The organism is Serratia sp. G204Y (assembly GCF_051172435.1).
Lineage (GTDB): Bacteria > Pseudomonadota > Gammaproteobacteria > Enterobacterales > Enterobacteriaceae > Serratia > Serratia sarumanii.
The window spans coordinates 171,102-194,484 of the sequence record NZ_JBPIZA010000006.1 but is presented as its reverse complement, the minus strand read 5'-3'; the positions used below and the strand labels follow the sequence as shown (position 1 = coordinate 194,484).

24 protein-coding genes are annotated in these 23,383 nt (G+C 60.7%); 8 read left to right on the top strand and 16 right to left on the bottom strand.

Annotation, left to right across the window (positions count from 1 at the left end; translation table 11 throughout):
• Positions 1 to 32 precede the first annotated feature (32 nt).
• The 12 genes from trpS to pilM form a co-directional block, all read right to left on the bottom strand.
• A complete protein-coding gene (trpS, locus tag ACSBQQ_RS21585; RefSeq protein ID WP_025304534.1) occupies positions 33 to 1,040 on the bottom strand; it encodes a tryptophan--tRNA ligase in 1,008 nt (335 codons plus the stop codon).
• 2 nt (positions 1,041 to 1,042) lie between these two features.
• Positions 1,043 to 1,741 carry a phosphoglycolate phosphatase gene (locus ACSBQQ_RS21580; protein ID WP_060388415.1) on the bottom strand — a complete coding sequence of 233 codons (699 nt, stop codon included), beginning with the start codon at positions 1,739 to 1,741 and terminating at the stop codon, positions 1,043 to 1,045.
• Positions 1,734 to 2,411: a ribulose-phosphate 3-epimerase gene (rpe, locus tag ACSBQQ_RS21575; protein WP_004930320.1), complete on the bottom strand. Its 678-nt coding sequence runs from the start codon at positions 2,409 to 2,411 to the stop codon at positions 1,734 to 1,736. The genes ACSBQQ_RS21580 and rpe overlap by 8 nt, the downstream gene beginning before the upstream one ends.
• Positions 2,412 to 2,462: 51 nt before the next feature.
• A complete protein-coding gene (gene dam / locus ACSBQQ_RS21570) occupies positions 2,463 to 3,275 on the bottom strand; it encodes an adenine-specific DNA-methyltransferase (RefSeq protein ID WP_004930319.1) in 813 nt (270 codons plus the stop codon).
• 84 nt (positions 3,276 to 3,359) lie between these two features.
• Complete coding sequence (locus ACSBQQ_RS21565) at positions 3,360 to 4,370, bottom strand: SPOR domain-containing protein (RefSeq protein ID WP_033636298.1); 1,011 nt, start codon at positions 4,368 to 4,370, stop codon at positions 3,360 to 3,362.
• A 156-nt stretch (positions 4,371 to 4,526) separates the two neighbouring features.
• Positions 4,527 to 5,627, bottom strand: a complete 1,101-nt coding sequence (aroB, locus tag ACSBQQ_RS21560; protein WP_060388416.1) for a 3-dehydroquinate synthase — start codon at positions 5,625 to 5,627, stop codon at positions 4,527 to 4,529.
• A gap of 106 nt (positions 5,628 to 5,733) precedes the next feature.
• Entirely contained in the window at positions 5,734 to 6,255 is a 522-nt protein-coding gene (aroK, locus tag ACSBQQ_RS21555) for a shikimate kinase AroK (protein ID WP_004391482.1), read from the bottom strand.
• A 349-nt stretch (positions 6,256 to 6,604) separates the two neighbouring features.
• Positions 6,605 to 7,849, bottom strand: a complete 1,245-nt coding sequence (hofQ, locus tag ACSBQQ_RS21550) for a DNA uptake porin HofQ (RefSeq protein ID WP_072269943.1) — start codon at positions 7,847 to 7,849, stop codon at positions 6,605 to 6,607.
• A complete protein-coding gene (locus tag ACSBQQ_RS21545) occupies positions 7,846 to 8,208 on the bottom strand; it encodes a HofP DNA utilization family protein (protein WP_039569179.1) in 363 nt (120 codons plus the stop codon). Before ACSBQQ_RS21545 ends, hofQ begins: the two co-directional genes overlap by 4 nt.
• Positions 8,201 to 8,695, bottom strand: coding sequence for a hypothetical protein (locus tag ACSBQQ_RS21540; RefSeq protein WP_041037013.1), 495 nt, complete (start codon positions 8,693 to 8,695; stop codon positions 8,201 to 8,203). The genes ACSBQQ_RS21545 and ACSBQQ_RS21540 overlap by 8 nt, the downstream gene beginning before the upstream one ends.
• Positions 8,688 to 9,227 carry a PilN domain-containing protein gene (locus ACSBQQ_RS21535; RefSeq protein WP_033649325.1) on the bottom strand — a complete coding sequence of 180 codons (540 nt, stop codon included), beginning with the start codon at positions 9,225 to 9,227 and terminating at the stop codon, positions 8,688 to 8,690. The genes ACSBQQ_RS21540 and ACSBQQ_RS21535 overlap by 8 nt, the downstream gene beginning before the upstream one ends.
• Positions 9,227 to 10,060 (bottom strand): type IV pilus biogenesis protein PilM, encoded by an 834-nt coding sequence (gene pilM / locus ACSBQQ_RS21530; protein ID WP_033649326.1) that lies wholly within the window; start codon positions 10,058 to 10,060, stop codon positions 9,227 to 9,229. Before pilM ends, ACSBQQ_RS21535 begins: the two co-directional genes overlap by 1 nt.
• 121 nt (positions 10,061 to 10,181) lie before the next feature.
• Here pilM and mrcA point away from each other — a divergent pair, with 121 nt between their 5' ends.
• Positions 10,182 to 12,740 carry a peptidoglycan glycosyltransferase/peptidoglycan DD-transpeptidase MrcA gene (gene mrcA, locus ACSBQQ_RS21525; protein ID WP_033654851.1) on the top strand — a complete coding sequence of 853 codons (2,559 nt, stop codon included), beginning with the start codon at positions 10,182 to 10,184 and terminating at the stop codon, positions 12,738 to 12,740.
• A gap of 51 nt (positions 12,741 to 12,791) precedes the next feature.
• Here the strand turns inward: mrcA and nudE are convergent, their stop codons facing one another.
• Entirely contained in the window at positions 12,792 to 13,346 is a 555-nt protein-coding gene (gene nudE / locus ACSBQQ_RS21520; RefSeq protein ID WP_033636306.1) for an ADP compounds hydrolase NudE, read from the bottom strand.
• 444 nt (positions 13,347 to 13,790) lie between these two features.
• Here nudE and ACSBQQ_RS21515 point away from each other — a divergent pair, with 444 nt between their 5' ends.
• The 7 genes from ACSBQQ_RS21515 (at position 13,791) to ACSBQQ_RS21485 (ending at position 20,694) form a co-directional block, all read left to right on the top strand.
• Positions 13,791 to 15,926 (top strand): intracellular growth attenuator family protein, encoded by a 2,136-nt coding sequence (locus tag ACSBQQ_RS21515; RefSeq protein WP_060420160.1) that lies wholly within the window; start codon positions 13,791 to 13,793, stop codon positions 15,924 to 15,926.
• Between the two features lie 98 nt (positions 15,927 to 16,024).
• Positions 16,025 to 16,705 (top strand): GMP/IMP nucleotidase, encoded by a 681-nt coding sequence (gene yrfG / locus ACSBQQ_RS21510; protein ID WP_033636308.1) that lies wholly within the window; start codon positions 16,025 to 16,027, stop codon positions 16,703 to 16,705.
• Entirely contained in the window at positions 16,702 to 17,109 is a 408-nt protein-coding gene (hslR, locus tag ACSBQQ_RS21505; protein ID WP_033636309.1) for a ribosome-associated heat shock protein Hsp15, read from the top strand. Before yrfG ends, hslR begins: the two co-directional genes overlap by 4 nt.
• 25 nt (positions 17,110 to 17,134) lie before the next feature.
• Positions 17,135 to 18,013: an Hsp33 family molecular chaperone HslO gene (gene hslO / locus ACSBQQ_RS21500; protein WP_033649329.1), complete on the top strand. Its 879-nt coding sequence runs from the start codon at positions 17,135 to 17,137 to the stop codon at positions 18,011 to 18,013.
• A gap of 195 nt (positions 18,014 to 18,208) precedes the next feature.
• The gene (pckA, locus tag ACSBQQ_RS21495) at positions 18,209 to 19,828 is read left to right on the top strand and encodes a phosphoenolpyruvate carboxykinase (ATP) (RefSeq protein WP_015379308.1); all 1,620 of its coding nucleotides are present in this window, start codon (positions 18,209 to 18,211) and stop codon (positions 19,826 to 19,828) included.
• A gap of 126 nt (positions 19,829 to 19,954) precedes the next feature.
• Positions 19,955 to 20,218, top strand: a complete 264-nt coding sequence (locus ACSBQQ_RS21490) for a FitA-like ribbon-helix-helix domain-containing protein (protein ID WP_004930730.1) — start codon at positions 19,955 to 19,957, stop codon at positions 20,216 to 20,218.
• Positions 20,215 to 20,694: a type II toxin-antitoxin system VapC family toxin gene (locus tag ACSBQQ_RS21485; protein WP_033636311.1), complete on the top strand. Its 480-nt coding sequence runs from the start codon at positions 20,215 to 20,217 to the stop codon at positions 20,692 to 20,694. The genes ACSBQQ_RS21490 and ACSBQQ_RS21485 overlap by 4 nt, the downstream gene beginning before the upstream one ends.
• 34 nt (positions 20,695 to 20,728) lie before the next feature.
• Here ACSBQQ_RS21485 and envZ read toward each other — a convergent pair whose 3' ends face one another.
• From envZ to ACSBQQ_RS21470, 3 genes are all read right to left on the bottom strand, one after another.
• Positions 20,729 to 22,099, bottom strand: coding sequence for a two-component system sensor histidine kinase EnvZ (gene envZ / locus ACSBQQ_RS21480; protein WP_033636312.1), 1,371 nt, complete (start codon positions 22,097 to 22,099; stop codon positions 20,729 to 20,731).
• Positions 22,096 to 22,815: an osmolarity response regulator transcription factor OmpR gene (ompR, locus tag ACSBQQ_RS21475; protein WP_004709363.1), complete on the bottom strand. Its 720-nt coding sequence runs from the start codon at positions 22,813 to 22,815 to the stop codon at positions 22,096 to 22,098. The genes envZ and ompR overlap by 4 nt, the downstream gene beginning before the upstream one ends.
• A gap of 257 nt (positions 22,816 to 23,072) precedes the next feature.
• Positions 23,073 to 23,378 carry a chaperone modulator CbpM gene (locus ACSBQQ_RS21470; RefSeq protein ID WP_033636313.1) on the bottom strand — a complete coding sequence of 102 codons (306 nt, stop codon included), beginning with the start codon at positions 23,376 to 23,378 and terminating at the stop codon, positions 23,073 to 23,075.
• Positions 23,379 to 23,383: the final 5 nt, after the last annotated feature.

Genomic DNA, 23,383 nt, shown 5'->3' with positions numbered 1-23,383 from the left:
GCCTTTGGCCGCTTTTTCTATTCGCGCCGGCGTTACGCCTGCGGCGGTACGAAACCGACGGCCTGATAGACCTTCGCCAGGGTTTCCTGCGCGCGCGCGCGGGCCTTGGCGGCGCCGTCGCGCATCACCTGCTGCAGATAGGCTTCGTCGTTGCGGAAGCGATGGTAGCGCTCCTGCAGCTCACCCAGCATGCCGGAGACGGCTTCCGCCACCGCGCCTTTCAGGTGGCCGTACATCTGGCCCTCGAACTCGGCTTCCAGCTGCGCGATGCTCTTGCCGGTCACGCCGGCGAGGATATCCAGCAGGTTGGAGACGCCCGCCTTGTTGACCACGTCGTAACGCACGACAGGCGGCTCTTCCGAGTCGGTCATTGCGCGTTTGATCTTCTTGGTCACCGCTTTCGGATCTTCCAGCAGGCCGATCACGTTGTTGCGGTTGTCGTCCGACTTGGACATCTTCTTGGTCGGCTCCTGCAGCGACATGACGCGCGCGCCGGATTTAGGAATGAACGGCTCCGGCACTTTGAACACGTCGCCGTACAGCGCGTTAAAACGCTGGCCTACGTCGCGGCTCAGTTCCAGGTGCTGCTTCTGGTCTTCGCCCACCGGCACCTGATTGGTTTGATACAGCAGGATATCGGCCGCCATCAGCACCGGATAGCTGAACAGCCCGGCGTTGATGTTCTCCGCGTAGCGCGCGGATTTGTCCTTGAACTGCGTCATGCGGCTCAGTTCGCCGAAATAGGTGTAACAGTTCAGCACCCAGCTCAGCTGCGTGTGCTCAGGCACGTGCGACTGCACGAAGATGGTGCTTTTTTCCGGATCGATACCGCAGGCCAGGTACAGCGCCAGCGTATCCAGCGTGGCCTTGCGCAGCTTCTCGGCGTCCTGGCGCACGGTGATGGCATGCAGATCGACGATGCAGTAGATGCAGTCGTAGTCGTCCTGCATCTGCACCCACTGACGCAGCGCACCCATGTAGTTGCCGATGGTCAGTTCGCCGGACGGCTGCGCGCCGCTAAATACGATGGGCTTACTCATGTTTAAATTTCCTGATTCTCTAAAGATGACAGCCCAAGAGCGGGCAACAAATCGGCGAAGCGCTCCAACACCCGATCGGGGTGGCTCAGGGCGATCGATTCGCCGTAGTTATAACCGTAGGTAAAGCCGACGCTCGGGCAACCGGCACCCTGCGCGGCTTGAATATCGTTGCGCGAGTCGCCGACGAACAGCAGTTCATGCGCCCGCAGCCCAAGCTTGCCGAGCACCAGGTACAGCGGCGCCGGATGCGGTTTCTTTTCCGTCACGTCGTCGCCGCCGATCACCAGCGAGAAATAGTCGCCAATGCCCAGCGCCGCCAGCAGCGGTGCCACGAACGGCGTCGGCTTGTTGGTCACCAATGCCATCGGGTAACCGTGCGCGGCCAGCCGGGCCAGCGTCTCTTGCACCTGCGGGAACAGGCGGCTGCCGCTGTCGACGGTCTGCGCGTAGAAATGGTCGAAGCGTTCACGCAGCCGGCTGCACTGCTCCGGCGTGCCTTCCGCTTCCGCCCAGCGCAGCGCGCGTTGCACCAGCACGTCGGCGCCGTTGCCGATCCAGGTGCCGACCCGTTCTTCACCCGCTTGCGGCAGGCCCGTATCTTCCAGCGCCATATCGATGGCGGCTGCCAGACCCGGCGCGCTGTCGACCAGCGTGCCGTCCAGATCGAAGGCCAATGCGCGGATCGCGCCGAAATCAGCCATGGGTAACCTTCGCCAGCTCGCTGCGCATCTCGTCGATCACCTTGCGGTAGTCCGGCTGGCCAAAGATGGCGGAACCGGCGACGAACATATCGGCGCCCGCGGCGGCGATTTCGGCGATGTTGTCCACCTTCACCCCGCCGTCGACTTCCAGGCGGATATCGCGGCCGCTGTCGTCAATCAGCTTGCGCACCTGGCGCAGCTTGTCCAGAGTGCCGTGAATGAACGACTGGCCACCGAAGCCCGGGTTAACCGACATCAGCAGGATCACGTCGATTTTATCCATCACGTAATCGAGGTAGCTCAGCGGCGTGGCCGGGTTGAACACCAGGCCGGCTTTACAGCCGTGCTCTTTGATCAGCTGAATGGTGCGATCGACATGCTCGGAAGCTTCGGGGTGGAAAGAGATATAAGACGCGCCGGCCTTGGCGAAATCAGGCACGATGCGATCCACCGGCTTGACCATCAGGTGCACGTCAATCGGTGCGGTAATGCCGTAGTTGCGCAGCGCTTCGCACACCATCGGGCCGATGGTCAGATTGGGCACGTAGTGGTTGTCCATCACGTCGAAGTGCACCACGTCGCCGCCTGCGGCCAGCACGTTGGCGGTATCTTCACCTAACCGGGCAAAATCTGCCGACAGAATGGACGGGGCAATCAAAAACTTTTTCATCCGCTTCTCCAAACGTAGGGTCGAGTTGTTATGCGCCGGGGTGCCCCCGGCTTAGCGATACAGCGCCAAAAGCTCGTTCACTTTGCTGCGGCCGAGAATGTTGCGGCTGATCGTGCGGCGCGCTTTCACCACATACAGCGCGGCATGCTGGTACCAGTCGCGCGTCAGCTCGGTATCGTGATTGGAGATCAATACCGGTACCTGGCTCTCTACCGAGAGCTGGTGCGCCAGATGCGCCAGGCTCTGCTGATCGGCGATGCTGAAGCTGTTGGTGTGGTAGGCGGTGAAATTCGCCGTCGCCGACAGCGGCGCATAAGGCGGATCGCAATACACCACGGCGCCGGCCACGGCCTTCGCCATGGTATCGCGGTAATGCTCGCAGACAAAAGTGGCATTACGCGATTTTTCGGCAAACCAGTAGAGCTCTTCTTCCGGGAAGTACGGTTTCTTGTACCGGCCAAACGGCACGTTGAACTCGCCGCGCAGGTTATAGCGGCACAGGCCGTTATAGCAGTGGCGGTTCAGGTACAGGAACAGCAGCGCCCGGCGGTAAGGCTCGGTGCTAGTATTGAACTCTTCTCGCAGCAGGTAAAACTGATCCGAGTTATTGAATTCATCGGCGAAAAGCGTGCGGGCATCGCGCACGAAGTCATCCGTGCGCAGCTTAACGATGTTATACAGGTTGATAAGATCGCTATTGATGTCGGCGAGAATGTAGGCGTCGTAATCCGTATTCAGAAAGACGGATCCCGCACCCACGAAGGGCTCGATTAAGCAGTCTCCCGCCGGCAGATGGCGACGAATCTCATCTACCAGCGGGTATTTTCCACCAGCCCATTTTAAAAAAGCGCGGTTTTTCTTCATGCCGTCAATTAGCTACTTATACAATTCAGAGCGGCGGATTGTACTCTGTTTCAGACAGCACATCAGCGCACAAATTTAAATGATTTATTTTTTAAGATCTTGCTGCACTTGGTGTACAGGTCGGACCCACGGTTTTTTCGCCTGCACATCCGCCGGCAACGAAGCAATGGCGCGCTTCGCTTCTGCGGAAGACGCATAGTTGCCGCTTACCAGCACGTACCACGGTTTGCCGTCACGCTTGGTGGCGTACACCAGGTAGTTCTGCAGCTTCTGCTGTTTGGCGTAGGCGTTCAGCGTATCGGAACGCGAAGCGCTGCTCAGCTGCAAGGTATAATGGCTGCCTGGCGCAGACTGCAGCGAACTGCCGCTGCTGGCGACCGCTCCCGCTTTCGCGGTGGAAGACGGCTTGGCAGGCGGCGTATACACCGTGGTCGGTGATTTATGCTGCGTCGCGCTCGGCTTGGCGGCGGTTTTCGCCGGCGTTTTATGCTGTTGCTGCGCGGTGCCCTGCACAGGGCGAGTCGTTTCGCGCGCCGCGGCGCCGCTCATCACCGTCGCCGGTGCGGTCGGCAGCGTCGAGGCTGCGCCGGTCATGCCCTGGGTCGCGGCATCCACCTGCCCTTGCTGCTGCGACAGCGCATCCGCCATGTTGCCAGGCAGATCGACGCGCTGCTGCGCACCGCCCTGCTGAGGCTGAGTTTGCGCTTCGGTCGGCGTGCCGGAGATCGGCGGAACGCTGACGTTCTGCGGTTGCTGCGGCTGAGTCGCGCTCACGCCGTTGTTGTCATGGGTATCCGTGGTGCCGCCCGGCACGCCGTTATTGGCGGTGGTCAGCGACGAAGAACCGGACAGGTTGATATCGCGGGCCGCGCCGTTTTGCGCGCCGCTATCCTGAGCCGCTTCATGCTTGGTCGGCGCCTTCAAGGCGGAACCGATGCCGATAATCAGCAGCAACAGCACCAAAATGCCGATGCCGATCATCAAATGCTGGCGCGAAACGGCGAAGCGCGGCGCGGCGGCCGGCTTGCGCGAACGCGTAGGACGACGATCGCTGCTATCAGGTCTGAGATCGTCTTCCGGTTTAAACTCGTCCATCTGAAACCCTCCAACTAGAGGCAAAAGCCCACCACCGTAGACCTACCGTGGCACGGGCAGATTAACCCGATGATGGCAAAGCGACACCCGTCGTGCTCTGCTCACTGTATTAATATAGATGCAAATGGCGGCTAAGCCACTGTTACTTAGTCCGATTTAATTACGCTGCTGCTCAGGCAGGCAGGCGGCGATCGACGCCAACACCAGCTCATGCCCTACGCCGCCGCGCACTTCCGCCGTACCTATCGCGGTCGGCAGCACCAGACGCAATTCACCCGCCAACACTTTCTTGTCGCGCAGCATGTGCGGCAGATAGGATTCCGGCGTCATTTCCTGCGGCCCGCAGACCGGCAAGCCGGCCCGCAGCAGCAGCGCTTTGATGCGTTCGATATCTTCAACCGAGAACTGGCCGAGACGGTGCGCGGTTTCCGCCGCCATCACCATGCCCGCAGCCACCGCTTCGCCGTGCAGCCATACGCCGTAGCCCATTTCGGCTTCGATGGCGTGGCCGTAAGTATGGCCCAGATTCAGCAAGGCGCGCAGGCCGCTTTCGCGTTCGTCGGCGGCCACGACCTCGGCCTTCAGCTCGCAGCAGCGGCGGATACAGTACGCCAACGCCTGCATATCCAGCGCCATCAGCGCATCGATGTTGTTTTCCAACCAGACGAAGAACTCGCGATCGAGGATGATCCCGTATTTGATGACTTCAGCCAGGCCAGAAGAGAGTTCACGCGTCGGCAACGTTTTCAGGCAATCCAGATCAACCACCACCGAAGCGGGTTGATAGAAAGCGCCGATCATATTTTTGCCGAGCGGGTGGTTGACGGCGGTTTTGCCGCCTACGGAGGAGTCCACCTGCGACAACAGCGTGGTGGGAACCTGAATAAAGCGCACGCCGCGTTGATAGCACGCGGCGGCGAAGCCGGTCAGATCGCCGACCACGCCCCCGCCGAGGGCGATCAGCGTAGTATCGCGCCCGTGCGGTTTTTCAAGCAGCGCCGAAAACACCTGCTCCAACACCGCCAGAGATTTGTACTGCTCACCATCGGGAAGGATCACCTGATCCACCACGACGCCCCCCTGCTCCAGCAACTGCCGGACACGCTCCAGATAAAGCGGCGCCAGGGTCTGGTTGGTGACCAACATCGCTTGCTCACCCGCCTTCAACGGCATAAAAGAAGCCGGATCGTTAAACAATCCGGCGGCGATGGTAATCGGGTAGCTGCGCTCCCCAAGCGTTACAGTAATTCTCTCCATGTCGCGCTCAGTTCTCTGTATGGTGCGGCGGTGGTTGATCCCCGCAACAGCGGGGAACACAAATCAGTTTTCCGCATTGGCCGACGGCGAACGCGAAAATCGGCAATCAGTTGCTTTCCAGCATGTTGATGATCTGGTTGGCAACCACTTTAGCGCTCTGATCGTCGGTGCGGATGGTGACATCGGCAATCTCTTCATACAACGGATTGCGCTCTTTCGCCAAGGCTTCCAGCACTTCACGCGGCGGAGAATCAACCTGCAGCAGCGGGCGTTTTTTATCACGCTGGGTACGAGCCAGCTGCTTCTCGATCGTGGTTTCCAGATAGACCACCACGCCGCGCGCGGACAGACGGTTGCGCGTTTCGCGCGACTTCACCGAACCGCCGCCGGTCGCCAACACAATCCCTTGTTTTTCCGTCAGTTCATTAATGACTTTTTCTTCACGATCGCGGAAACCTTCTTCCCCTTCCACGTCGAATACCCAGCCCACGTCAGCTCCGGTACGTCGCTCAATTTCTTGATCGGAGTCGAAGAACTCCATATTGAGTTGCTGAGCTAACTGACGGCCAATAGTGCTTTTGCCGGCACCCATAGGCCCAACCAGAAAGATATTGCGTTTCTCTGCCATGTTTTTCGGTATTACTAAGACAATTCGTTAATGTTAACCCGCCCCGCCAATCAAATCAGCGGCGGGACCTAAACTGAAACCTCATGAGCGATAGTGCGAGATCAGACGAAAAATTATCTCAACACTCTTGGTAGTTTGGCAACCGAATAAATCGCAATCCACGCCGCGGGAGGGAAACCATATGTTTTTAACGGCGTCTTGACGCTAACAAAAAACCTCGGTGCTCAATTCGGTAACCCTTGTAAGCTAAATCGGCCGCAGCGTCAAACGCAGATCCCCCCAAGGGGATAAAAAAGTGTATCTGCACATCAACTTTAGGAGATTTGCCGCCCGGCCGACAGGCAGCCGCTTATCCCTTAATCAGGGTCGGCGTAATGAAGATCACCAGCTCGCGTTTTTTCTGTTGCGCGCCGCTTTGCCGGAACAAGCCCCCCAGCAGTGGTGCATCGCCCAATCCCGGCACCTTGTCCGCCGTCTTGCCGCTATGCCGTTGAAAAATACCACCGAGCACCAGGGTTTCGCCGTTTTTCACCGTGATCTGCGTCTTAATCTCCTGTTTATCGATGGTCAGGGCTTCCCCCGCGCCCCGGCTGATGGCGCGCCCCGGCATATTTTGGCTGATGTGCAGCGTCAGCGTGATGCGTCCGTCCGGCAACACCTTGGGCGTCACCTCCATGCCCAGCACCGCCTCTTTGAACTCGATCGCGGTCGCACCGCTGGCGCCGCTCGACACTTCGTAAGGGATCTCGGTTCCCTGTTTGATACTGGCGGTTTGCAGATGCGCCGTCAGCAGGCGCGGGCTGGCGATGATCTCCACCTGATTCTCCTGCTCCAGCGCCGTCAGCTCGAGGCTCAGCAAACGCCCGCTGATGCGCGCCAGGTGGAAACCGGCGTTCACCGCGCTGCGCTCCAGCGGCAGGTTGACGCCGAGATTGCCCGGCCGCAGCGGCCGCGTCGGCCTGTCGTCGGGCGCCAATCCCCAACGCACGCCGAGTTCACGCAGGCTTTCGCTGTTGATGGTCACGATATGCGCCGCCAGCTGCACCTGTGCCAGCGGCGCGTCCATTTCCGTCACCCGTTTTTTCAACTGCGCCAGGATTGGCGCGGTGTCGCGCAGCAGCAGCGTATTGGTGCGCTTATCCGCCAGCACGCTGCCACGCTCGCTGAGCAAGGCGCCGCGTTGGGCATTGAGGCTTTCGGCAATCTCCGCCGCATCGCCGTTTTGTAACGTCAGGGTCAGGCTGTGCAGCGGTTGCCGCTGCGCCAGCGCTTCTCGCTGCTGTCTTTTTTCCTGCGCGTCCGGCTCCGGGGCGATCAGCATTACGCTCCCCTCCCGCGTCATCGTCAGCTTGCCCATACGCAGAGTCAGCGCCAGCGCCTGAGGCCAGGGCACATTCTCCAGCCGCAGCGTCAGGTTGCCGCTCACGCCGGGCGCGGCGATCAGGTTCATCTGCCGATAATCCGCCAGCGCCTGCAGGATGACCGTCACCGGCGCATCCTGAAACTCCAGGGAAACCTGCTGTTTATCCTGCGCCTGCGCGGCGCCGAGCGCCAGGCACCACAGCGCCACGCCCAATCCAGCGCGTCCTTTCATGGTTTGCCATCCTTGTTGTTGTCCATCATCAGCGAGATGTCGCCCTGGCTCGCCGGGCAATCCGGTTCGGCCGCCAGCGCCGTTAACGTCAGGCTGCGCGCCTGCACCTGCGTCACCTGCCAGCGCTCGGCCAGCACCCGCTGCTGCGGCCGCAGGCGTAGCCATTGCCCCGCCGGCGTCACCACCCAGCCATAGCGCAGCGCCGGGTGCCCGATGACGCCTTTCAGTCGCCAGCCCGCCGGCGATGCCTCCGTTTGGGCACAAGCAGGCAGCGGAGGCGGCGCAAACGGATCGCGCGGCTCAGCGCATAAGGCCCACGGCCATAGCAGCCACCACCAACGGCCAGGTCTTTTACTCATCGGCCTGCTCCTCGGCGGTATCCTGTAAAACCAACCGCGCCGTCATGCCCTGCGGCGGTGTCTCCACGCTCAGCTGCTGGAGGCGCAAATCGGCGGGCAGCGCCTCCAGCAGCACCAGCAAACCGGCGTAGTCAATGCGCAAGCTCAGCGTTTGCCGCGGCGGTTTTTCCTGCCGCTGCCAGCGCAACAGGGCGCCCCCCGCTCGTTGCAGCACGCTCGCCAGATCGCCGGTGGCGATCGGCGCAAGCGGCGCCGCCGGGATAGCGGTTTGCGGCACCTCATCCAGTTGGCGTTGCACCATGGCGATCTGTTGCAACAGGCGCTGTTGCCGCTCCGCCGCGCTTTCCCGCTGACGCCATTCGTCTTGCAGCATCCAGCCGCCGCCCAACAGCGCCAACGCGCCGATGCCCAGCCCTTGCGCCACCAGCAATAGCCAACCCGGCAAGCTCAGCCAGAAGCGCAGCCCGGATGACAAACGGCTATCCATCACGCCCCCAGCGCGCCGCCAGGTGAAAGGAGTACAGGCCGTCTTCGCGTTGCGCCACCTCAGCCAAACGCAGCCGTGGCAACGCAGGCATCCCCGCCAGCCGTCGTTCGAACTGCGTGATGGCCGCAGGAGAGCGGCTCAATCCACGCAGCCGCAGGCCGTTCGCCGCATCGCTGTCCAGCGCCGTGAGCCACAGCGGGGGAGGAACGCTAGAGGACAATTGCTGCAGCAGCTGCAAATAACACCGGTTATGTTGGGCGTTGCTCGCCTGCCGTTCGGCGCGGACGCTGTGCAACGCTCGCTGCGCCCGCTCTTGCTGCTGCTGGCGGACGAGCAACGTCAATGCCGCCAGCTCTTCACCCAGCATCGCCAGCCGCGCCTGCCGCTGCGCCTGTTGATGCCGCAGCTGGCCGGCGATCAGGAACAGTGCCAGCAGCAGCGCCGCTACCTGCAACAGCAGCACGCCCAGCCAGAAATAGCTGCGCCGCCGCTCGCGGCGCTGGCGCCAGGGCAGAAAGTTGACCTGATACATCAGCGATCCTCCTCGCGCAGCGCCAGACCACCGGCCAACGCGAACGCCGAAGGATGCGCAGGCAACGGCGGACGCAGCTGCGTGAAGGCGCTGAGCGGCGACCAACCAAGGCAACCGGCGGGCAAGGCTCCCGCCAGCACGCCGCCGGCATAGACCGGCCGATCGTCGCCCACCGGCATCTGGGCTTGCAGCGCCCGCAGCGCCTGCGCGTCATCGTCGCCCGGCGCCAGACCAAAAGCGAACGCGCCGTCGGCCGGCGCCACCCACAGCCATTCTCGTTCGAGACGGTGCATCAGCCCCGCAGCGGGCGGCACGCCTGCCGCCGTCGCCATCATGCGCAGCGCACAGGGGGTGATATCGACCGCTTGCGGATGCAGGCCAGCCTGACGCAGACAATGCAGCCACTGCTGCAGCTCCTGCCGCCTCGCAGCGGTCAACAGCAGCGCCACCTCATCCGCCGGCGCGGCGCGATAGTCGAGCACCAACGTCTGGCCGTCGAGCGGGAACTGCTTCAAACCGTGGCCACCGATATAGTCGCTGCGTTCCGGCTCGCGCAGCCGCGCGTCCGGCTGCGTCATGCGCTGCTGTAACACGCGTTGCGCCGGTAGAGCAATGCGTAAGGAAATATGTCGCGGCAGCTGGACGCGCCATTGCCGCAGCGCCCGGATCAGGAATTCGGAAGGTTGCAGGCAGCCATCGCGCAAAACCGCCTGCGGCAGCGCCTGCTGCCACCAGTGGCGCAACTGCCAGCCGTTGCGGCGGCGTTGAGCCGCCACCGCCCGCACGCAGTCGATTTGTATATCCAGCCCTACCTGCCATGCTTGAGGGAACATGTTTCGCAAGCCTCCATAACATCAGATGATAAAAGAACATATCCATGTCGCAGGCTTGCCTTTATACTACCGCGCGGTTGTTTATAAACTGCCCAAATGACTTAGAAATGGGAAATCTCAGGTGAAGTTCGTAAAGTATTTTCTAATCCTTGCAGTATGTTGCATCGTGCTGGGAGCAGCCTCGATTTTTGGCTTGTACAAATATGTCGAGCCACAGCTGCCCGACGTCGCAACGCTGAAAGATGTGCGGCTGCAGATACCGATGCAGGTCTACAGCGCCGATGGCGAACTGATCGCCCAATACGGCGAGAAGCGCCGCATTCCGCTGAAACTGGATCAAATTCCGCCGGTGATGGTGCACGCATTCATCGCCACCGAAGACAGCCGCTTCTATGATCACCACGGCGTCGATCCGGTCGGCATCTTCCGCGCCGCCTCCATCGCGCTGGTCTCCGGCCACGCTTCACAGGGGGCCAGTACCATTACCCAACAGCTGGCGCGTAACTTCTTCTTAAGCCCGGAACGCACCCTGATGCGTAAAATCAAGGAAGCTTTCCTGGCGGTGCGCATCGAGCAGATGCTCACCAAAGATGAAATCCTTGAGCTGTATCTGAACAAGATCTATCTGGGTTACCGCGCCTACGGCGTGGGCGCCGCCGCGCAGGTCTATTTCGGCAAAGACGTCAGCCAGCTGACCCTGAGCGAAATGGCGACCATCGCCGGCCTGCCGAAAGCGCCGTCCACCTTCAACCCGCTCTATTCGCACGATCGCGCCGTTGCCCGTCGCAACGTGGTGCTATCGCGCATGCTGGACGAACACTACATCACGCAGGCGCAGTACGATCAGGCGCGTTCCGAAGATCTGGTCGCCAATTACCATGCGCCGGAAATCAGCTTCTCCGCGCCGTATCTCTCCGAGATGGTGCGTCAGGAGATGATCAAGCGCTACGGTGAAAACGCCTATACCGACGGTTACAAGGTTTACACCACCGTCACCAAACGGCTGCAGCTGGCGGCGCAGGAATCGGTGCGCAACAACGTGCTGGCCTATGACATGCGCCACGGCTATCGCGGCCCGTCCAACGTGTTGTGGAAAGTCGGCGAAGCGGCCTGGGATCGCAAACAGATTGTCGATTCGCTGAAAAACCTGCCGAACTACGGCCCGCTGGCGCCGGCGGTGATTACCGCCGCCAACCCGCAGGAAGCGACGGCGATGCTGGCCGACGGCAGCAGCATTGCCCTGCCGATGGCGACCATGCGCTGGGCGCGGCCATATCGCTCAGACACTCAGCAAGGCCCTACGCCGAAACGCGTCACCGACGTGGTGCAGGCCGGCCAGCAGGTATGGGTGCGCAAAGTGAACGACGCCTGGTGGCTGTCGCAGGTGCCGGACGTCAACTCGGCGCTGGTCTCGATCAACCCGAACGACGGCGCGGTGAAAGCGCTGGTCGGCGGCTTCGATTTCAACCAGAGCAAATTCAACCGCGTCACACAGGCGCTGCGCCAGGTAGGTTCGAACATCAAACCGTTCCTGTACACCGCCGCGATGGATAAAGGCCTGACGCTGGCCACCATCCTGAACGACTTGCCGATCACCCGTTGGGATGCCGGCGCCGGCACCGACTGGCGGCCGAAGAACTCGCCGCCGACCTACGACGGCCCGATTCGTCTGCGGCAGGGGCTGGGGCAATCGAAGAACGTAGTGATGGTGCGCGCGATGCGCGCGATGGGCGTCGACTACGCGGCGGAATATCTGCAGCGCTTCGGCTTCCCGGCGCAGAATATCGTGCATACCGAATCGCTGGCGCTGGGTTCCGCCTCCTTCACCCCGATGCAGCTGGTGCGCGGCTACGCGGTGCTGGCGAACGGCGGTTACCTGGTCGATCCGTACTTCATCACCAAAATTGAAGACGACAACGGCAATACGGTGTTCGAAGCCAAACCGAAAGTGGTGTGCAGCAGCTGCAACCTGCCGGTGATCTACGGCGACACCCACCGCTCGGCAGTGCTGTCCGACGACAACATCGAAAACGTCGCCACCTCGCAGGAAGGCAACAACAGCACGGTGCCGATGCCGCAGCTGGAGCAGGTCACCCCGGCTCAGGTACAGCAGGACGGCGACCAACAGTATGCGCCGCACGTCATCAGCACACAGCTGGCCTTCCTGATCCACGACGCGCTGAACAGCAACATCTTCGGCGAACCGGGTTGGATGGGTACTGCCTGGCGTGCCGGGCGCGATCTGAAACGTCATGATATCGGCGGCAAAACCGGTACCACCAACAGTTCCAAGGACGCCTGGTTCTCCGGCTATGGCCCGGATACCGTGACCTCGGTGTGGATCGGTTTCGACGATCACCGCCGCGATCTGGGCCGATCGACGGTATCCGGCGCCATCCCGGATCAGATTTCCGGCGGTGAAGGCGGTGCCAAGAGCGCCCAGCCGGCGTGGGACGACTTCATGAAGACCGCGCTGGAAGGCATCCCGGAGCAAAAAGTCACGCCGCCGCCGGGCATCATCAGCGTCACCATCGACAAGAGCAGCGGCAAGCTCTCTGGCGGCGGCGGCGGCAGCCGTTCCGAGTACTTCATCGAAGGAACGCAGCCGACGGACTACCCATCGCGCGATACCGGCACCACGTTGACCGATCCGGGCGGTGAAAGCCACGAGCTGTTCTGATCGAAAAGGGCCAGAGAAATCTGGCCCTTTTTTTGTTCGGCGCGAAGCGTATCAGCGCGATGCGCGCAAAAACGCCTCGGAGAGGAACAGCGCGCTGACGTTGCGCGCCTCACGGAAATCCGGTTCCGCCAGCAGCGCCATCATGTTGGCGATCGGCCAGCGCACCTGCGGCAGGGGCTCTGGTTCATCCCCTTCCAGGCTCTGCGGATAGAGATCGTGCGCCAGCACGATATTCATTTTGCTTGAAAAGTAGGATGGCGCCATCGTCAGCTTGCTGAGAAAATCAAAGCGCTTTGCGCCGAATCCCACCTCTTCCATCAGCTCGCGGTTGGCCGCCTCCAGCACGCCCTCACCGGGATCGATCAGCCCTTTCGGGAACCCCAGCTCATAGGATTCGGTGCCCACCGCATATTCGCGGATCAGCAGCAGATCATCGCCAATCACCGGCACGATCATCACCGCTTCGCGATCCGAAGGCCGCATGCGCTCATACACCCGCCGAACCCCGTTGCTGAATTCCAAATCGACCGACTCGACGTTGAACAAACGCGAACGCGCGACCGTTTCCACTTTCAGAATTTTAGGTTTTTGCAGGTGTTTATCCATGATTGCCTCAAAAAGGTTACCCAGACGTGGACGGGGCAACCGAAATAATGATTGGCGTAACGCACGGCTCGTAGGCGCTCAAACGCTGACCAAATTCGATCCTGATCACATTGTGCGTTAAGGGCAAGCTCCGCCGCAACGCGCATGAGCAGTAATTTACTTTCTTTTAACAAGCGTAGCCAGCGGCCGGCGATTTTCCGTACTGATGCAGCAAACAGCGTGCAAGAAAATAGGATAATGCCGATATCGACGGCAGAGGCCGGTTGCTAGTATCACGCAGGCAAGAATCAGTGATAAAATGGCCTTGCGTCATGAAGGAATGAGATCCAGAGCGAGAATCTGTTTGTTCCCTCATTAGTTCTGGGTGCCTCCTGGCGGTTTACTCCGTATAATATTCAGCTTTTCATCAGGTTGGCGAAATTCACGGTGTGAGATGGGGATTGCATGAGCACAATAGTGTTGATATTGGCCTTAGTGCTTGTCTGTCTGATTGCCGCCGGTCTGTACCTGTGGTTCAAGACCCGCAACCCGTCGGCGCTGGCGCACGCGCTGCCGTTTATCAAACCAGCCCACCGCAAGCTGACCGACGAAGAGCGCGCCGCGGTCGAATTCTACCTCAATCAGCAAAACAAGCTGAGCAACAAACTGTTGCCCGGCGGCGGCGCTACGCTGCCCGCGGCCAAGCTGGCGCTCACCCCGCAAAGCGATAACGTTTATCCCGTCACGCACGCCATCACCCGCTACGGGCTGGCCAGCGACGATCCCAATAAATGGCGCTATTACCTCGACGCTGAAGAGGTGCATCTGCCGCCGTTCTGGGAGCCCTATATCACCGCCGACAACCATGTGGAAGTGATCAGAACCCAGACGCTGCCACTGGTGATTTCGCTCAACGGGCATTCGCTGAAAGATCATATTCACGACCGGCCGCAGCCGCCGGTGGTGACCGCCGCGCCGACCAAAAACGCGTCCATCCGCAAGGAGGAGAGCGAGCATGTCGAGCTGGTCAATATTCGCAAGGAAACGCCGGAAGAGCATGCGCTGAACCGGCCGAACGGCATCCGTGAAGCCGTTATCATCTCCGTTGCGCTGCTGCTGCTGTTCTTCAGCCTGATAAGCCCGGTACTGGTGATCCCCTGGATGATTTTCGTGGCGGTGCTGATGATCGCCTGGGGATGCTGGAATCTGTTCCGTCGCCCGGCCTCACGCGAGCTGAAGGAGATCCACTGTCTGCGCGGCACGCCGAAGCGCTGGGGCCTGTTCGGCGAATCCGGCCAGGGGCAGATCAGCAACATTTCGCTCGGCATCATCGATCTTATCTACCCGCCGCATTGGCAGCCTTACCTGACGCAGGACCTAGGCAAGACCACCGACGTGGACGTCTACCTCAATCGGCAGGTGGTGCGCCAGGGGCGCTTCCTCTCGCTGCATGACGAAGTGAAGAACTTCCCGCTGCAGCAGTGGGGCCGCAACGCGGTGCTGGTCGCCAGCTCGGCGCTGGTGCTGCTGTTGCTGCTGATCTATATCCCGCTCAACCTGCCGCTGACCCTCAGCATGGCCTGGCTGCAGGGCGCGCAAAAAGTGGAAGTGACCAGCGTACAGGCGCTGGAGGCCACGCCGCTGCGCATCGGCGACACGCTGAAAGTGCGCGGCAGCGGCATGTGCTATGTGCCGCCGCCGGCCAACGGTGGCGGCGCCGCCAATTTCGCGCCGTTCGACTGCTCCGGCATCTATTGGAACAACGCCGCCCCGCTGCCGCAGCCGGAATCGGAAGTCATAGACAAAGCGACGGCCCTGCTGGCTACGGTCAACAGCCAGCTGCATCCGAGCGGCGCCGATCAGAAGGTCAACCCGCAGTTGGCCAGCGCCATCGAGAAATCCGGCATGATCCTGTTGGATGACTTCTCTGATATCGTTCTGAAAACACAGGATTTGTGTCAGGCAGAAAATGACTGCGTGCGGTTGAAAAACGCCCTGGTCAACCTGGGTAACGCCAAAAACTGGAGCGGCCTGGTGAAACGCGCCAGATCCGGCGCGCTGCAAGGCGTCAACGTGCTGCTGCGCCCGGTGAGTGCCGAATCGCTGGACAGCCTGACCAAAGTGGCCACGTCGTCGTTCATCTTCAATGAAACGCGTCTGGCCGCCGCGGCGCTCAACAGCCCGCCGCCGGGCGGTTTCCTGATCCGCAGCGACGAAGGCCGCCAGTTGGTCAGCCACCCGCAATCCTCGGCGCCGCAGAGCGAATACAACGCCCTCGACCAGTGGAATGAGCTGCAGCGCCTTTCCACCCTGCTGCTGCATACCCCGTTCCAGGCGCAGGGGGTGATCACCAGCCTCAGCGTCGACGCCAACGGCACCCGCCACGTGGCGCTGCACAGCGAACCGGACATGATCACCCTGTGGCGCTACCTCGGCACCAGCCTGCTATTGCTGGCGGTGGTCATCAGCCTGGGCTATAACGCCTGGCGGCTGGTGCAGCGTCGGCGCATCAATCAGCACCGCGTCGCCGATATCCAGCGTTACTACGACAGCTGCTTCAATCCGCAGCTCAATCCGATGTCGATGCGGCCGATGGCCTGAACCTGGCGTCGGGGCCTCCGCCCTGTCATCTGCTTATGCTACGCTAACGCTATTATTCTCATCTGCGGACCGCCCGTCGGTCCGCCCGTGGAGTTTTTATGGTTCCCGAGTTTGATTGGCCGCAGATCGATACCGTGCTGCTGGATATGGACGGCACCTTGCTGGATCTGGAGTTCGACAGCCACTTTTGGCTCAGCCTGGTGCCGCAGGCGCTGAGCGAAAGGCGCGCCATTCCGTTCGACGAAGCCCGCAATATCATTGAGCGGGAATATCAGGCGGTGCAGCACACCATGAACTGGTATTGCTTCGATTACTGGAGCGAGCGGTTGGATCTGGATATCTACCGCATGACCAGCGAAGTGGGCAGCCGCGCCCGGCTGCGCGAAGACACCGAGCCGTTTTTACAGGCGCTGCGCGACGCCGGCCTGCAAACCATTTTGCTGACCAATGCGCATCCGCACAGCCTGGCGGTGAAAATCGAGCATACCGGCCTCGATCGGCACCTTGATTTATTGTTTTCCACCCACACATTTGGTTATCCGAAAGAAGATCAGCGTCTGTGGCAGGCGGTGCAGCAGCACACCGGATTCAATCCGCAGCGCACGCTGTTCGTCGACGATGGCGAGCCGATCCTCGACGCGGCGCGCGCTTTCGGCATTCGTTACTGCCTGGGCGTGCAAAACCCGGACTCCAGCACGGCGGAAAAAAGCTTCCAGCGCCATCCGTCAATGCGCGACTATCGCCTGCTGATACCGGCGCTGGCCAAGGGGGAAGCATGAAGGAAAAAGCGACGCGCGACGACGCGGTCCGGCTGGACAAGTGGCTGTGGGCCGCACGCTTCTACAAGACCCGCGCGCTGGCGCGCGAAATGATCGACGGCGGCAAGGTGCATTACAACGGCCAGCGCGGTAAGCCGAGCAAGATTGTCGAACTCAACGCCGAGCTCAAGCTGCGGCAGGGCAACGAAGAACGAACCGTGATCGTGCTGGCGCTGAGCAGCCAACGCCGCGGCGCCGGCGAGGCGCAGCAAATGTATCAGGAAACCGAAGCCAGCATCGCCAACCGCGAAAAAATGGCGCTGGCGCGCAAGATGAACGCGTTGACCATGCCGCATCCGGACCGCCGTCCGGACAAAAAGGAGCGGCGCGACCTGATGAAATTTAAATTTGGTGAGCCGGAATAACCCCTCACCGCAATGAGAGAAGATTATGTCCAACCATGACCAATTGCACCGTTACCTGTTTGAAAACTACGCGGTGCGCGGCGAGCTGGTTACCGTCAGCGAAACCTATCAGCAGATCCTGAATAATCACGACTACCCGGCGCCGGTGCAAAAGCTGCTGGGCGAGCTGCTGGTCGCCACCAGTCTGCTGACCGCGACCCTGAAGTTCGACGGCGACATCACCGTGCAGCTGCAGGGCGACGGCCCGCTGAAGCTGGCGGTGATCAACGGCAACAACCGCCAGGAGATGCGCGGCGTTGCGCGCACCCAGGCGCCTATCGCCGACGACAGCACCCTGCATCAGATGATCGGCAACGGCGTCATAGTCATCACCATTTCCCCGACGGAAGGCGAGCGCTATCAGGGCGTGGTCGGCCTGGAAGGTGAAACCCTGGCCGAGTGCCTGGAAGCCTACTTCCGCCAGTCCGAACAGCTGCCAACCCGGCTGTTCATCCGCACCGGCGAAGCGGAAGGCCACGCCGCGGCGGCCGGTATGCTGCTGCAGGTGCTGCCGGCACAGGACGGCAACCTCGATGATTTCGATCATCTGGTGCAACTGACCAACACGGTAAAAAGCGAAGAGCTGTTCGGCCTGCCGGCCAACGAAGTGCTGTACCGCCTGTATCACCAGGAAGAAGTCACCCTGTACGAACCGCAGGACGTGCAGTTCCGTTGCACCTGTTCACGCCAGCGTTGCGCCGACGCACTGCTGACCCTGCCGACCGACGAAGTGGCGGACATGCTGGAGCAGGACGGCAATATCGACATGCACTGCGACTACTGTGGCAGTCACTATGTCTTTGACCCGGTTGATGTTGCCGCCTTGTATGCGGGTAATACCGGCGAAAGCGACAGGTTGCACTAAGTTATACCTCCTTCGGCGGGCGCGCCCGGCGCCCGCCAACGCCCGCCGTTTGCACGTTTGCTTTTTTCCGTGTGCTATCTCTCAGATCGTAACGAAATACCGCCTAAAACGTTAAATATTTGATACCCATCGCTGTTACGCACCGTTAGATCCCTACAATTGCCGCCAGAAATTCTGTGACCAAGGAGTAGTAACATGCGCGTTAAAGGTATAACCCCTCAGGATCTGGCCGCTTACGGCATTCACGACGTTAGCGAAATCGTTCACAACCCGAGCTATGAACTGCTGTTTAAGGAAGAAACAGACCCATCTCTGGAAGGTTTTGAGCGTGGGGTAGTCACCAAGCTGGGTGCCGTCTCCGTCGATACCGGCATCTTCACCGGCCGCTCGCCGAAAGACAAATACATCGTCCGCGACGACATCACCCGCGATACCGTGTGGTGGGCCGATCAGGGCAAAGGCAAAAACGACAACAAACCCCTCAGCCCGGAAGTGTGGGCCGATCTGAAACACCTGGTCACCGAACAGCTTTCCGGCAAGCGCCTGTTCGTGGTGGATACCTTCTGCGGCGCCAACGCCGACTCGCGCCTGAAAGTGCGCTTCATCACCGAGGTGGCCTGGCAGGCGCACTTCGTGAAAAACATGTTCATCCGCCCGAGCGACGAAGAGCTGGCTGACTTCGAGCCGGACTTCGTGGTGATGAACGGCGCCAAATGCACCAACCCGAACTGGCAGCAGCAAGGCTTGAACTCTGAGAACTTCGTCGCCTTCAACCTGACCGAGCGCATGCAGCTGATCGGCGGCACCTGGTACGGCGGCGAAATGAAGAAAGGCATGTTCTCGATGATGAACTACCTGCTGCCGCTGAAAGGCATCGCCTCGATGCACTGCTCGGCCAACGTGGGCGAGAAAGGCGACGTGGCGGTGTTCTTCGGCCTGTCCGGCACCGGCAAAACCACCCTCTCCACCGATCCTAAGCGTCAGCTGATCGGCGATGACGAGCACGGCTGGGACGACGACGGCGTGTTCAACTTCGAAGGCGGCTGCTACGCCAAGACCATCAAGCTGTCTGAAGAAGCCGAGCCGGACATCTACCACGCCATCAAACGCGACGCGCTGCTGGAAAACGTCACCGTGCTGGCCGACGGCAGCATCGACTTCAACGACGGTTCGAAAACCGAGAACACCCGCGTTTCTTACCCGATCTACCATATCCAGAACATCGTCAAGCCGGTGTCCAAGGCGGGTCATGCCACCAAGGTGATCTTCCTGACCGCCGACGCTTTCGGCGTGCTGCCGCCGGTATCGCGTCTGACCGCCAACCAGACTCAGTACCACTTCCTGTCCGGCTTCACCGCCAAACTGGCCGGCACCGAGCGCGGCGTCACCGAACCGACGCCAACCTTCTCCGCCTGCTTCGGCGCCGCGTTCCTGTCGCTGCACCCGACGCAGTACGCCGAAGTGCTGGTGAAACGCATGCAGGCCGCCGGCGCCCAGGCTTACCTGGTCAACACCGGCTGGAACGGTACCGGCAAGCGCATCTCGATCAAAGATACGCGCGGCATCATCGACGCCATCCTGAGCGGTGAAATCGACAAGGCGGAAACCGTCACCCTGCCGATCTTCGATCTGGCGATGCCGACCGCGCTGCCGGGCGTGAACCCGGAGATCCTCGATCCGCGCAATACCTACGCCAGCCTCGAGCAGTGGCAGGAAAAAGCGCAGGATCTGGCCGAGCGCTTCATCACCAACTTCGACAAATACACCGACACGCCTGCGGGCGCCGCGCTGGTCAGCGCCGGCCCTAAGCTGTAATTCGGTAGCGTTACCGCTTCAGCTAAGGCGCGGATCCCGCGCCTTTTTTTATTTTCGGCGATTGCTTTTTAACCAGCAAGGCGAGAAAATAAGTCAATGCAATCATTGATAGCAAAGGAGGTTTCAATGGCTACTATCACCGTCAGAAATCTGGACGACGAAATCAAAGAGCTCCTGCGTATTTCAGCGGCGAAAAACGGCCATTCCATGGAAGAGGAAGCGCGCATGATCCTGAAACAGGCGCTGGTGAAAAAGCCGCCGCGCTATGGATTGGGTACCTGGATGCATCAGCACTTCGCCGAATTCGGCGGCGTTGAACTGGAGATCCCACCGCGTGACGCCGTGCCACCACGCATCGTCACCTTTGATGATGAAGATGACAACGCATGATCATTCTCGACACCAACGTCATTTCAGAAACGCTGCGCCCCAGCCCGTACTACAACGTCATTAACTGGCTAAATGAAAAGGACAATGACGATCTCTATCTGAGCGCCATTGTCCTGGCCGAACTGTTCAGCGGCGTCGCCTGCATGCCTGACGGCAAGCGCCAGCGGGATCTCAAGCTCAAATTGGCGGACGCTCTTGAATTGAAGTTCGAGGGGCAGATATTGCCGTTTGATGGGCTGTGCGCGATGCAATACGCGGAATTGACGGCAAGGAATCGGCTTCTGGGTAAAGCGATGAGCGTGCCGGATGCCCAAATCGCCGCCACCTGCCTGCATTACGGCGCCGCCCTGGCTACCCGCAATACCAAAGACTTCCTCCACTGCGGCATCGAGTTAATCGATCCGTGGCAGGCGCCGACCGGCCGTCGGTTGCATGAGGATGCGGCGGAATATTACGTGATGAGCAGGAAGTCCTGACGGGGCCGCAACGACGCGGCCCGCGCCAAGCGCGTCAGGCGTTTTCCCTGGCGGTTTGATGGCCGTTGGCCGACTCTTTTTTCTCCATCGGCAACGGAATATACGCGCGGATCAAGAGCCCGCCGCGTTCGCTGGTGCCGATTTCCAACTCACCGTCGTGCGCATCGATAATACGCTGCACGATCGCCAGCCCCAGACCGGTGCCGCTGGTGCTGCGCGCGCTGTCACCGCGGACGAACGGCTGCAGCAGGTGCTTCAACTCTTCCGGCTTGATGCCCGGGCCGTCGTCTTCCACCTGGAACCAGCCGCGCTGCAGCTCGCGGCCGCTGCTGACCTTGATCCAGCCGTTGCCGTAACGCGCCGCGTTCACCACCATGTTCACCGCCGCCCTCTTAATCGACAGCGGGTGCACGTTCATCATCAGCTCACCCGGCGACAGCGCGGTTTCAATCACCCGCTCATAGCCGCTTTCCGCCGCGACCACCTCGCCCAAAATGGCGTTCAGATCGCTGCTTTCGGTCGGCATCTCCTGCCCGGTGCGCAGATAATCGATGAACTGCTCGATGATGGCGTTGCACTCTTCGATGTCTTTATTGATCGACTCGGCCAGATAGCCGTCTTCGGCGCTCATCATCTCCGTCGCCAGCCGGATACGCGTCAACGGCGTGCGCAGATCGTGGCTAACCCCGGCCATCAGCAAGGTGCGGTCATCCGCCAGCTGCTTGACGCCCGACGCCATCTGATTGAATGCGCGAGTCACCGACCGCACTTCGGAAGCGCCATACTCGCGCAGCGGCGGCGGAATAATCCCCTTGCCCACCTGCAGCGCCGCATGTTCCAGCTCCACCAGCGGGCGGTTTTGAATGCGGATAAACAGCCAGGCGCCGCCGATCGCCAGCAGCATGATCGCCAGCGTATAGCGGAACAGCGGAGAGAAGTCGCCCTGGTGGATTTCCGTCAGCGGCACGCGCACCCAGATATCGGGCTGCAGCCAGGTTTTCAGCCACACCACCGGGGAGTTCTTGTTCACCTCCACCCGCACATCGGTCGGCCCGCCGAGCTGCTGCGCCATCTGCTGGCTGAGGAACTGGTAGTGCTGCGCCCAGCGCAGGCCGCTCTCCTCCGCCGCCGAGTTGGTGTAGAGAGAGATGCCCAGTTCGCGGTAGATCTCGCGGCGGAACGCCGGCGGCACTTCCAGCAGCGTGCCGTCCTCCAGCTGCAGCCGATCGGTCATCAGCATACGCACTTCGTAGGCCAATACCTTGTTGAACTGCTGCAGGCTGGGCAGGATGGCGAAGTTCAGCACCACCAGATAGGTCGTCACCAGGCTGACGAACAGCAGGGTGACGATCAACAACAGGGTTCGGGCAAACGAGCTACGCGGTGAAAAGCGCAATCGCCTCATGCCTTGCTGCCGTCCGGGACGAACACGTAGCCGAGACCCCAAACGGTCTGGATATAACGCGGATGCGCCGGATCTTCTTCCACCATGCGGCGCAGGCGAGAGATCTGCACGTCGATGGAGCGCTCCATGGCGCTGTATTCGCGGCCACGCGCCAGGTTCATCAGCTTATCGCGCGACAGCGGTTCACGCGGGTGGCTGACCAGCGCCTTCAGTACCGCGAACTCGCCGCTGGTCAACGGCATCGGTTCGTCTTCGCGGAACATCTCGCGGGTGCCGAGGTTCAGTTTGAATTTGCCGAACGCGATCACCGCTTCTTCCTGCGAAGGCGCGCCCGGCAGCTCGTTAGCCTGGCGGCGCAGCACTGCACGAATGCGAGCCAACAGCTCACGCGGGTTAAACGGTTTAGGAATGTAGTCGTCGGCGCCGATTTCCAGCCCGACGATGCGATCAACCTCTTCACCTTTGGCGGTGACCATAATGATCGGCATCGGGTTGCTCTGGCTGCGCAGGCGGCGGCAGATGGACAGGCCGTCTTCGCCCGGCAACATCAGATCGAGCACCATCAAATGGAAGGATTCACGGGTCAGCAAGCGATCCATTTGCTCAGCGTTGGCAACGCTGCGAACCTGGAAGCCCTGCTCGGTTAAATAACGTTCCAAAAGTGCGCGCAGGCGCATGTCATCATCGACAACCAGGATCTTATGATTCTCTTGCATGGTATTACTCCCAAAGGCTTTATTGCCTGACTCGAATATTGTTAGAAAACCTTGCCATTTGAGACAGCGTTTAATGGTATGTATTCTAGACGAAATTGTTACAAAGCTTATTCTTTTCCCCATTTATCAACAATTTTCAGTGAATGTCGACGGGGGTTCGTCAAAATATCGCCCTTTATCAGCGCAATGTGGGGCCGCGGCCCAATTTTACGCAATTTCGCCACCGGCAAACCGCACGGTGGCGTTTTGACGGCGAGTCAGGAAGTCTGCAGGAAACGCGCCAACTGCCGGCGCAGCTGCCGGTTCTCTTGCTGCAGCGCCTCAACCCGATCGAGCAACGTCAGCGCCATGGCGATCCCCGGCCAATCCAGATCCAGCTCGGCCCGCAGCCTGCGCGCACGCTGCAGATGGCTCAGCGCCGGGTAGTCGAACTCCCAGCTCGGCTGCGCCGGCTCCAGCGGCACGATCACGCCCAGGCCAACGATCTCGACCAGCTCATCCTCTGAAATCTCCACCCGTTGGCACAGTTCCACCACGGTGAAAGTGATCTCTTTCTTCATCATGTGCT

Coding starts and splice junctions, on each gene's coding strand:
- trpS (WP_025304534.1), bottom strand. CDS start 1,040: ATGAGTAAGCCCATCGTATTTAGCGGCGCGCAGCCGTCCGGCGAACTG.
- ACSBQQ_RS21580 (WP_060388415.1), bottom strand. CDS start 1,741: ATGGCTGATTTCGGCGCGATCCGCGCATTGGCCTTCGATCTGGACGGC.
- rpe (WP_004930320.1), bottom strand. CDS start 2,411: ATGAAAAAGTTTTTGATTGCCCCGTCCATTCTGTCGGCAGATTTTGCC.
- dam (WP_004930319.1), bottom strand. CDS start 3,275: ATGAAGAAAAACCGCGCTTTTTTAAAATGGGCTGGTGGAAAATACCCG.
- ACSBQQ_RS21565 (WP_033636298.1), bottom strand. CDS start 4,370: ATGGACGAGTTTAAACCGGAAGACGATCTCAGACCTGATAGCAGCGAT.
- aroB (WP_060388416.1), bottom strand. CDS start 5,627: ATGGAGAGAATTACTGTAACGCTTGGGGAGCGCAGCTACCCGATTACC.
- aroK (WP_004391482.1), bottom strand. CDS start 6,255: ATGGCAGAGAAACGCAATATCTTTCTGGTTGGGCCTATGGGTGCCGGC.
- hofQ (WP_072269943.1), bottom strand. CDS start 7,849: ATGAAAGGACGCGCTGGATTGGGCGTGGCGCTGTGGTGCCTGGCGCTC.
- ACSBQQ_RS21545 (WP_039569179.1), bottom strand. CDS start 8,208: ATGAGTAAAAGACCTGGCCGTTGGTGGTGGCTGCTATGGCCGTGGGCC.
- ACSBQQ_RS21540 (WP_041037013.1), bottom strand. CDS start 8,695: ATGGATAGCCGTTTGTCATCCGGGCTGCGCTTCTGGCTGAGCTTGCCG.
- ACSBQQ_RS21535 (WP_033649325.1), bottom strand. CDS start 9,227: ATGTATCAGGTCAACTTTCTGCCCTGGCGCCAGCGCCGCGAGCGGCGG.
- pilM (WP_033649326.1), bottom strand. CDS start 10,060: ATGTTCCCTCAAGCATGGCAGGTAGGGCTGGATATACAAATCGACTGC.
- nudE (WP_033636306.1), bottom strand. CDS start 13,346: ATGGATAAACACCTGCAAAAACCTAAAATTCTGAAAGTGGAAACGGTC.
- ACSBQQ_RS21515 (WP_060420160.1), top strand. CDS start 13,791: ATGAGCACAATAGTGTTGATATTGGCCTTAGTGCTTGTCTGTCTGATT.
- yrfG (WP_033636308.1), top strand. CDS start 16,025: ATGGTTCCCGAGTTTGATTGGCCGCAGATCGATACCGTGCTGCTGGAT.
- hslR (WP_033636309.1), top strand. CDS start 16,702: ATGAAGGAAAAAGCGACGCGCGACGACGCGGTCCGGCTGGACAAGTGG.
- hslO (WP_033649329.1), top strand. CDS start 17,135: ATGTCCAACCATGACCAATTGCACCGTTACCTGTTTGAAAACTACGCG.
- pckA (WP_015379308.1), top strand. CDS start 18,209: ATGCGCGTTAAAGGTATAACCCCTCAGGATCTGGCCGCTTACGGCATT.
- ACSBQQ_RS21490 (WP_004930730.1), top strand. CDS start 19,955: ATGGCTACTATCACCGTCAGAAATCTGGACGACGAAATCAAAGAGCTC.
- ACSBQQ_RS21485 (WP_033636311.1), top strand. CDS start 20,215: ATGATCATTCTCGACACCAACGTCATTTCAGAAACGCTGCGCCCCAGC.
- envZ (WP_033636312.1), bottom strand. CDS start 22,099: ATGAGGCGATTGCGCTTTTCACCGCGTAGCTCGTTTGCCCGAACCCTG.
- ompR (WP_004709363.1), bottom strand. CDS start 22,815: ATGCAAGAGAATCATAAGATCCTGGTTGTCGATGATGACATGCGCCTG.
- ACSBQQ_RS21470 (WP_033636313.1), bottom strand. CDS start 23,378: ATGATGAAGAAAGAGATCACTTTCACCGTGGTGGAACTGTGCCAACGG.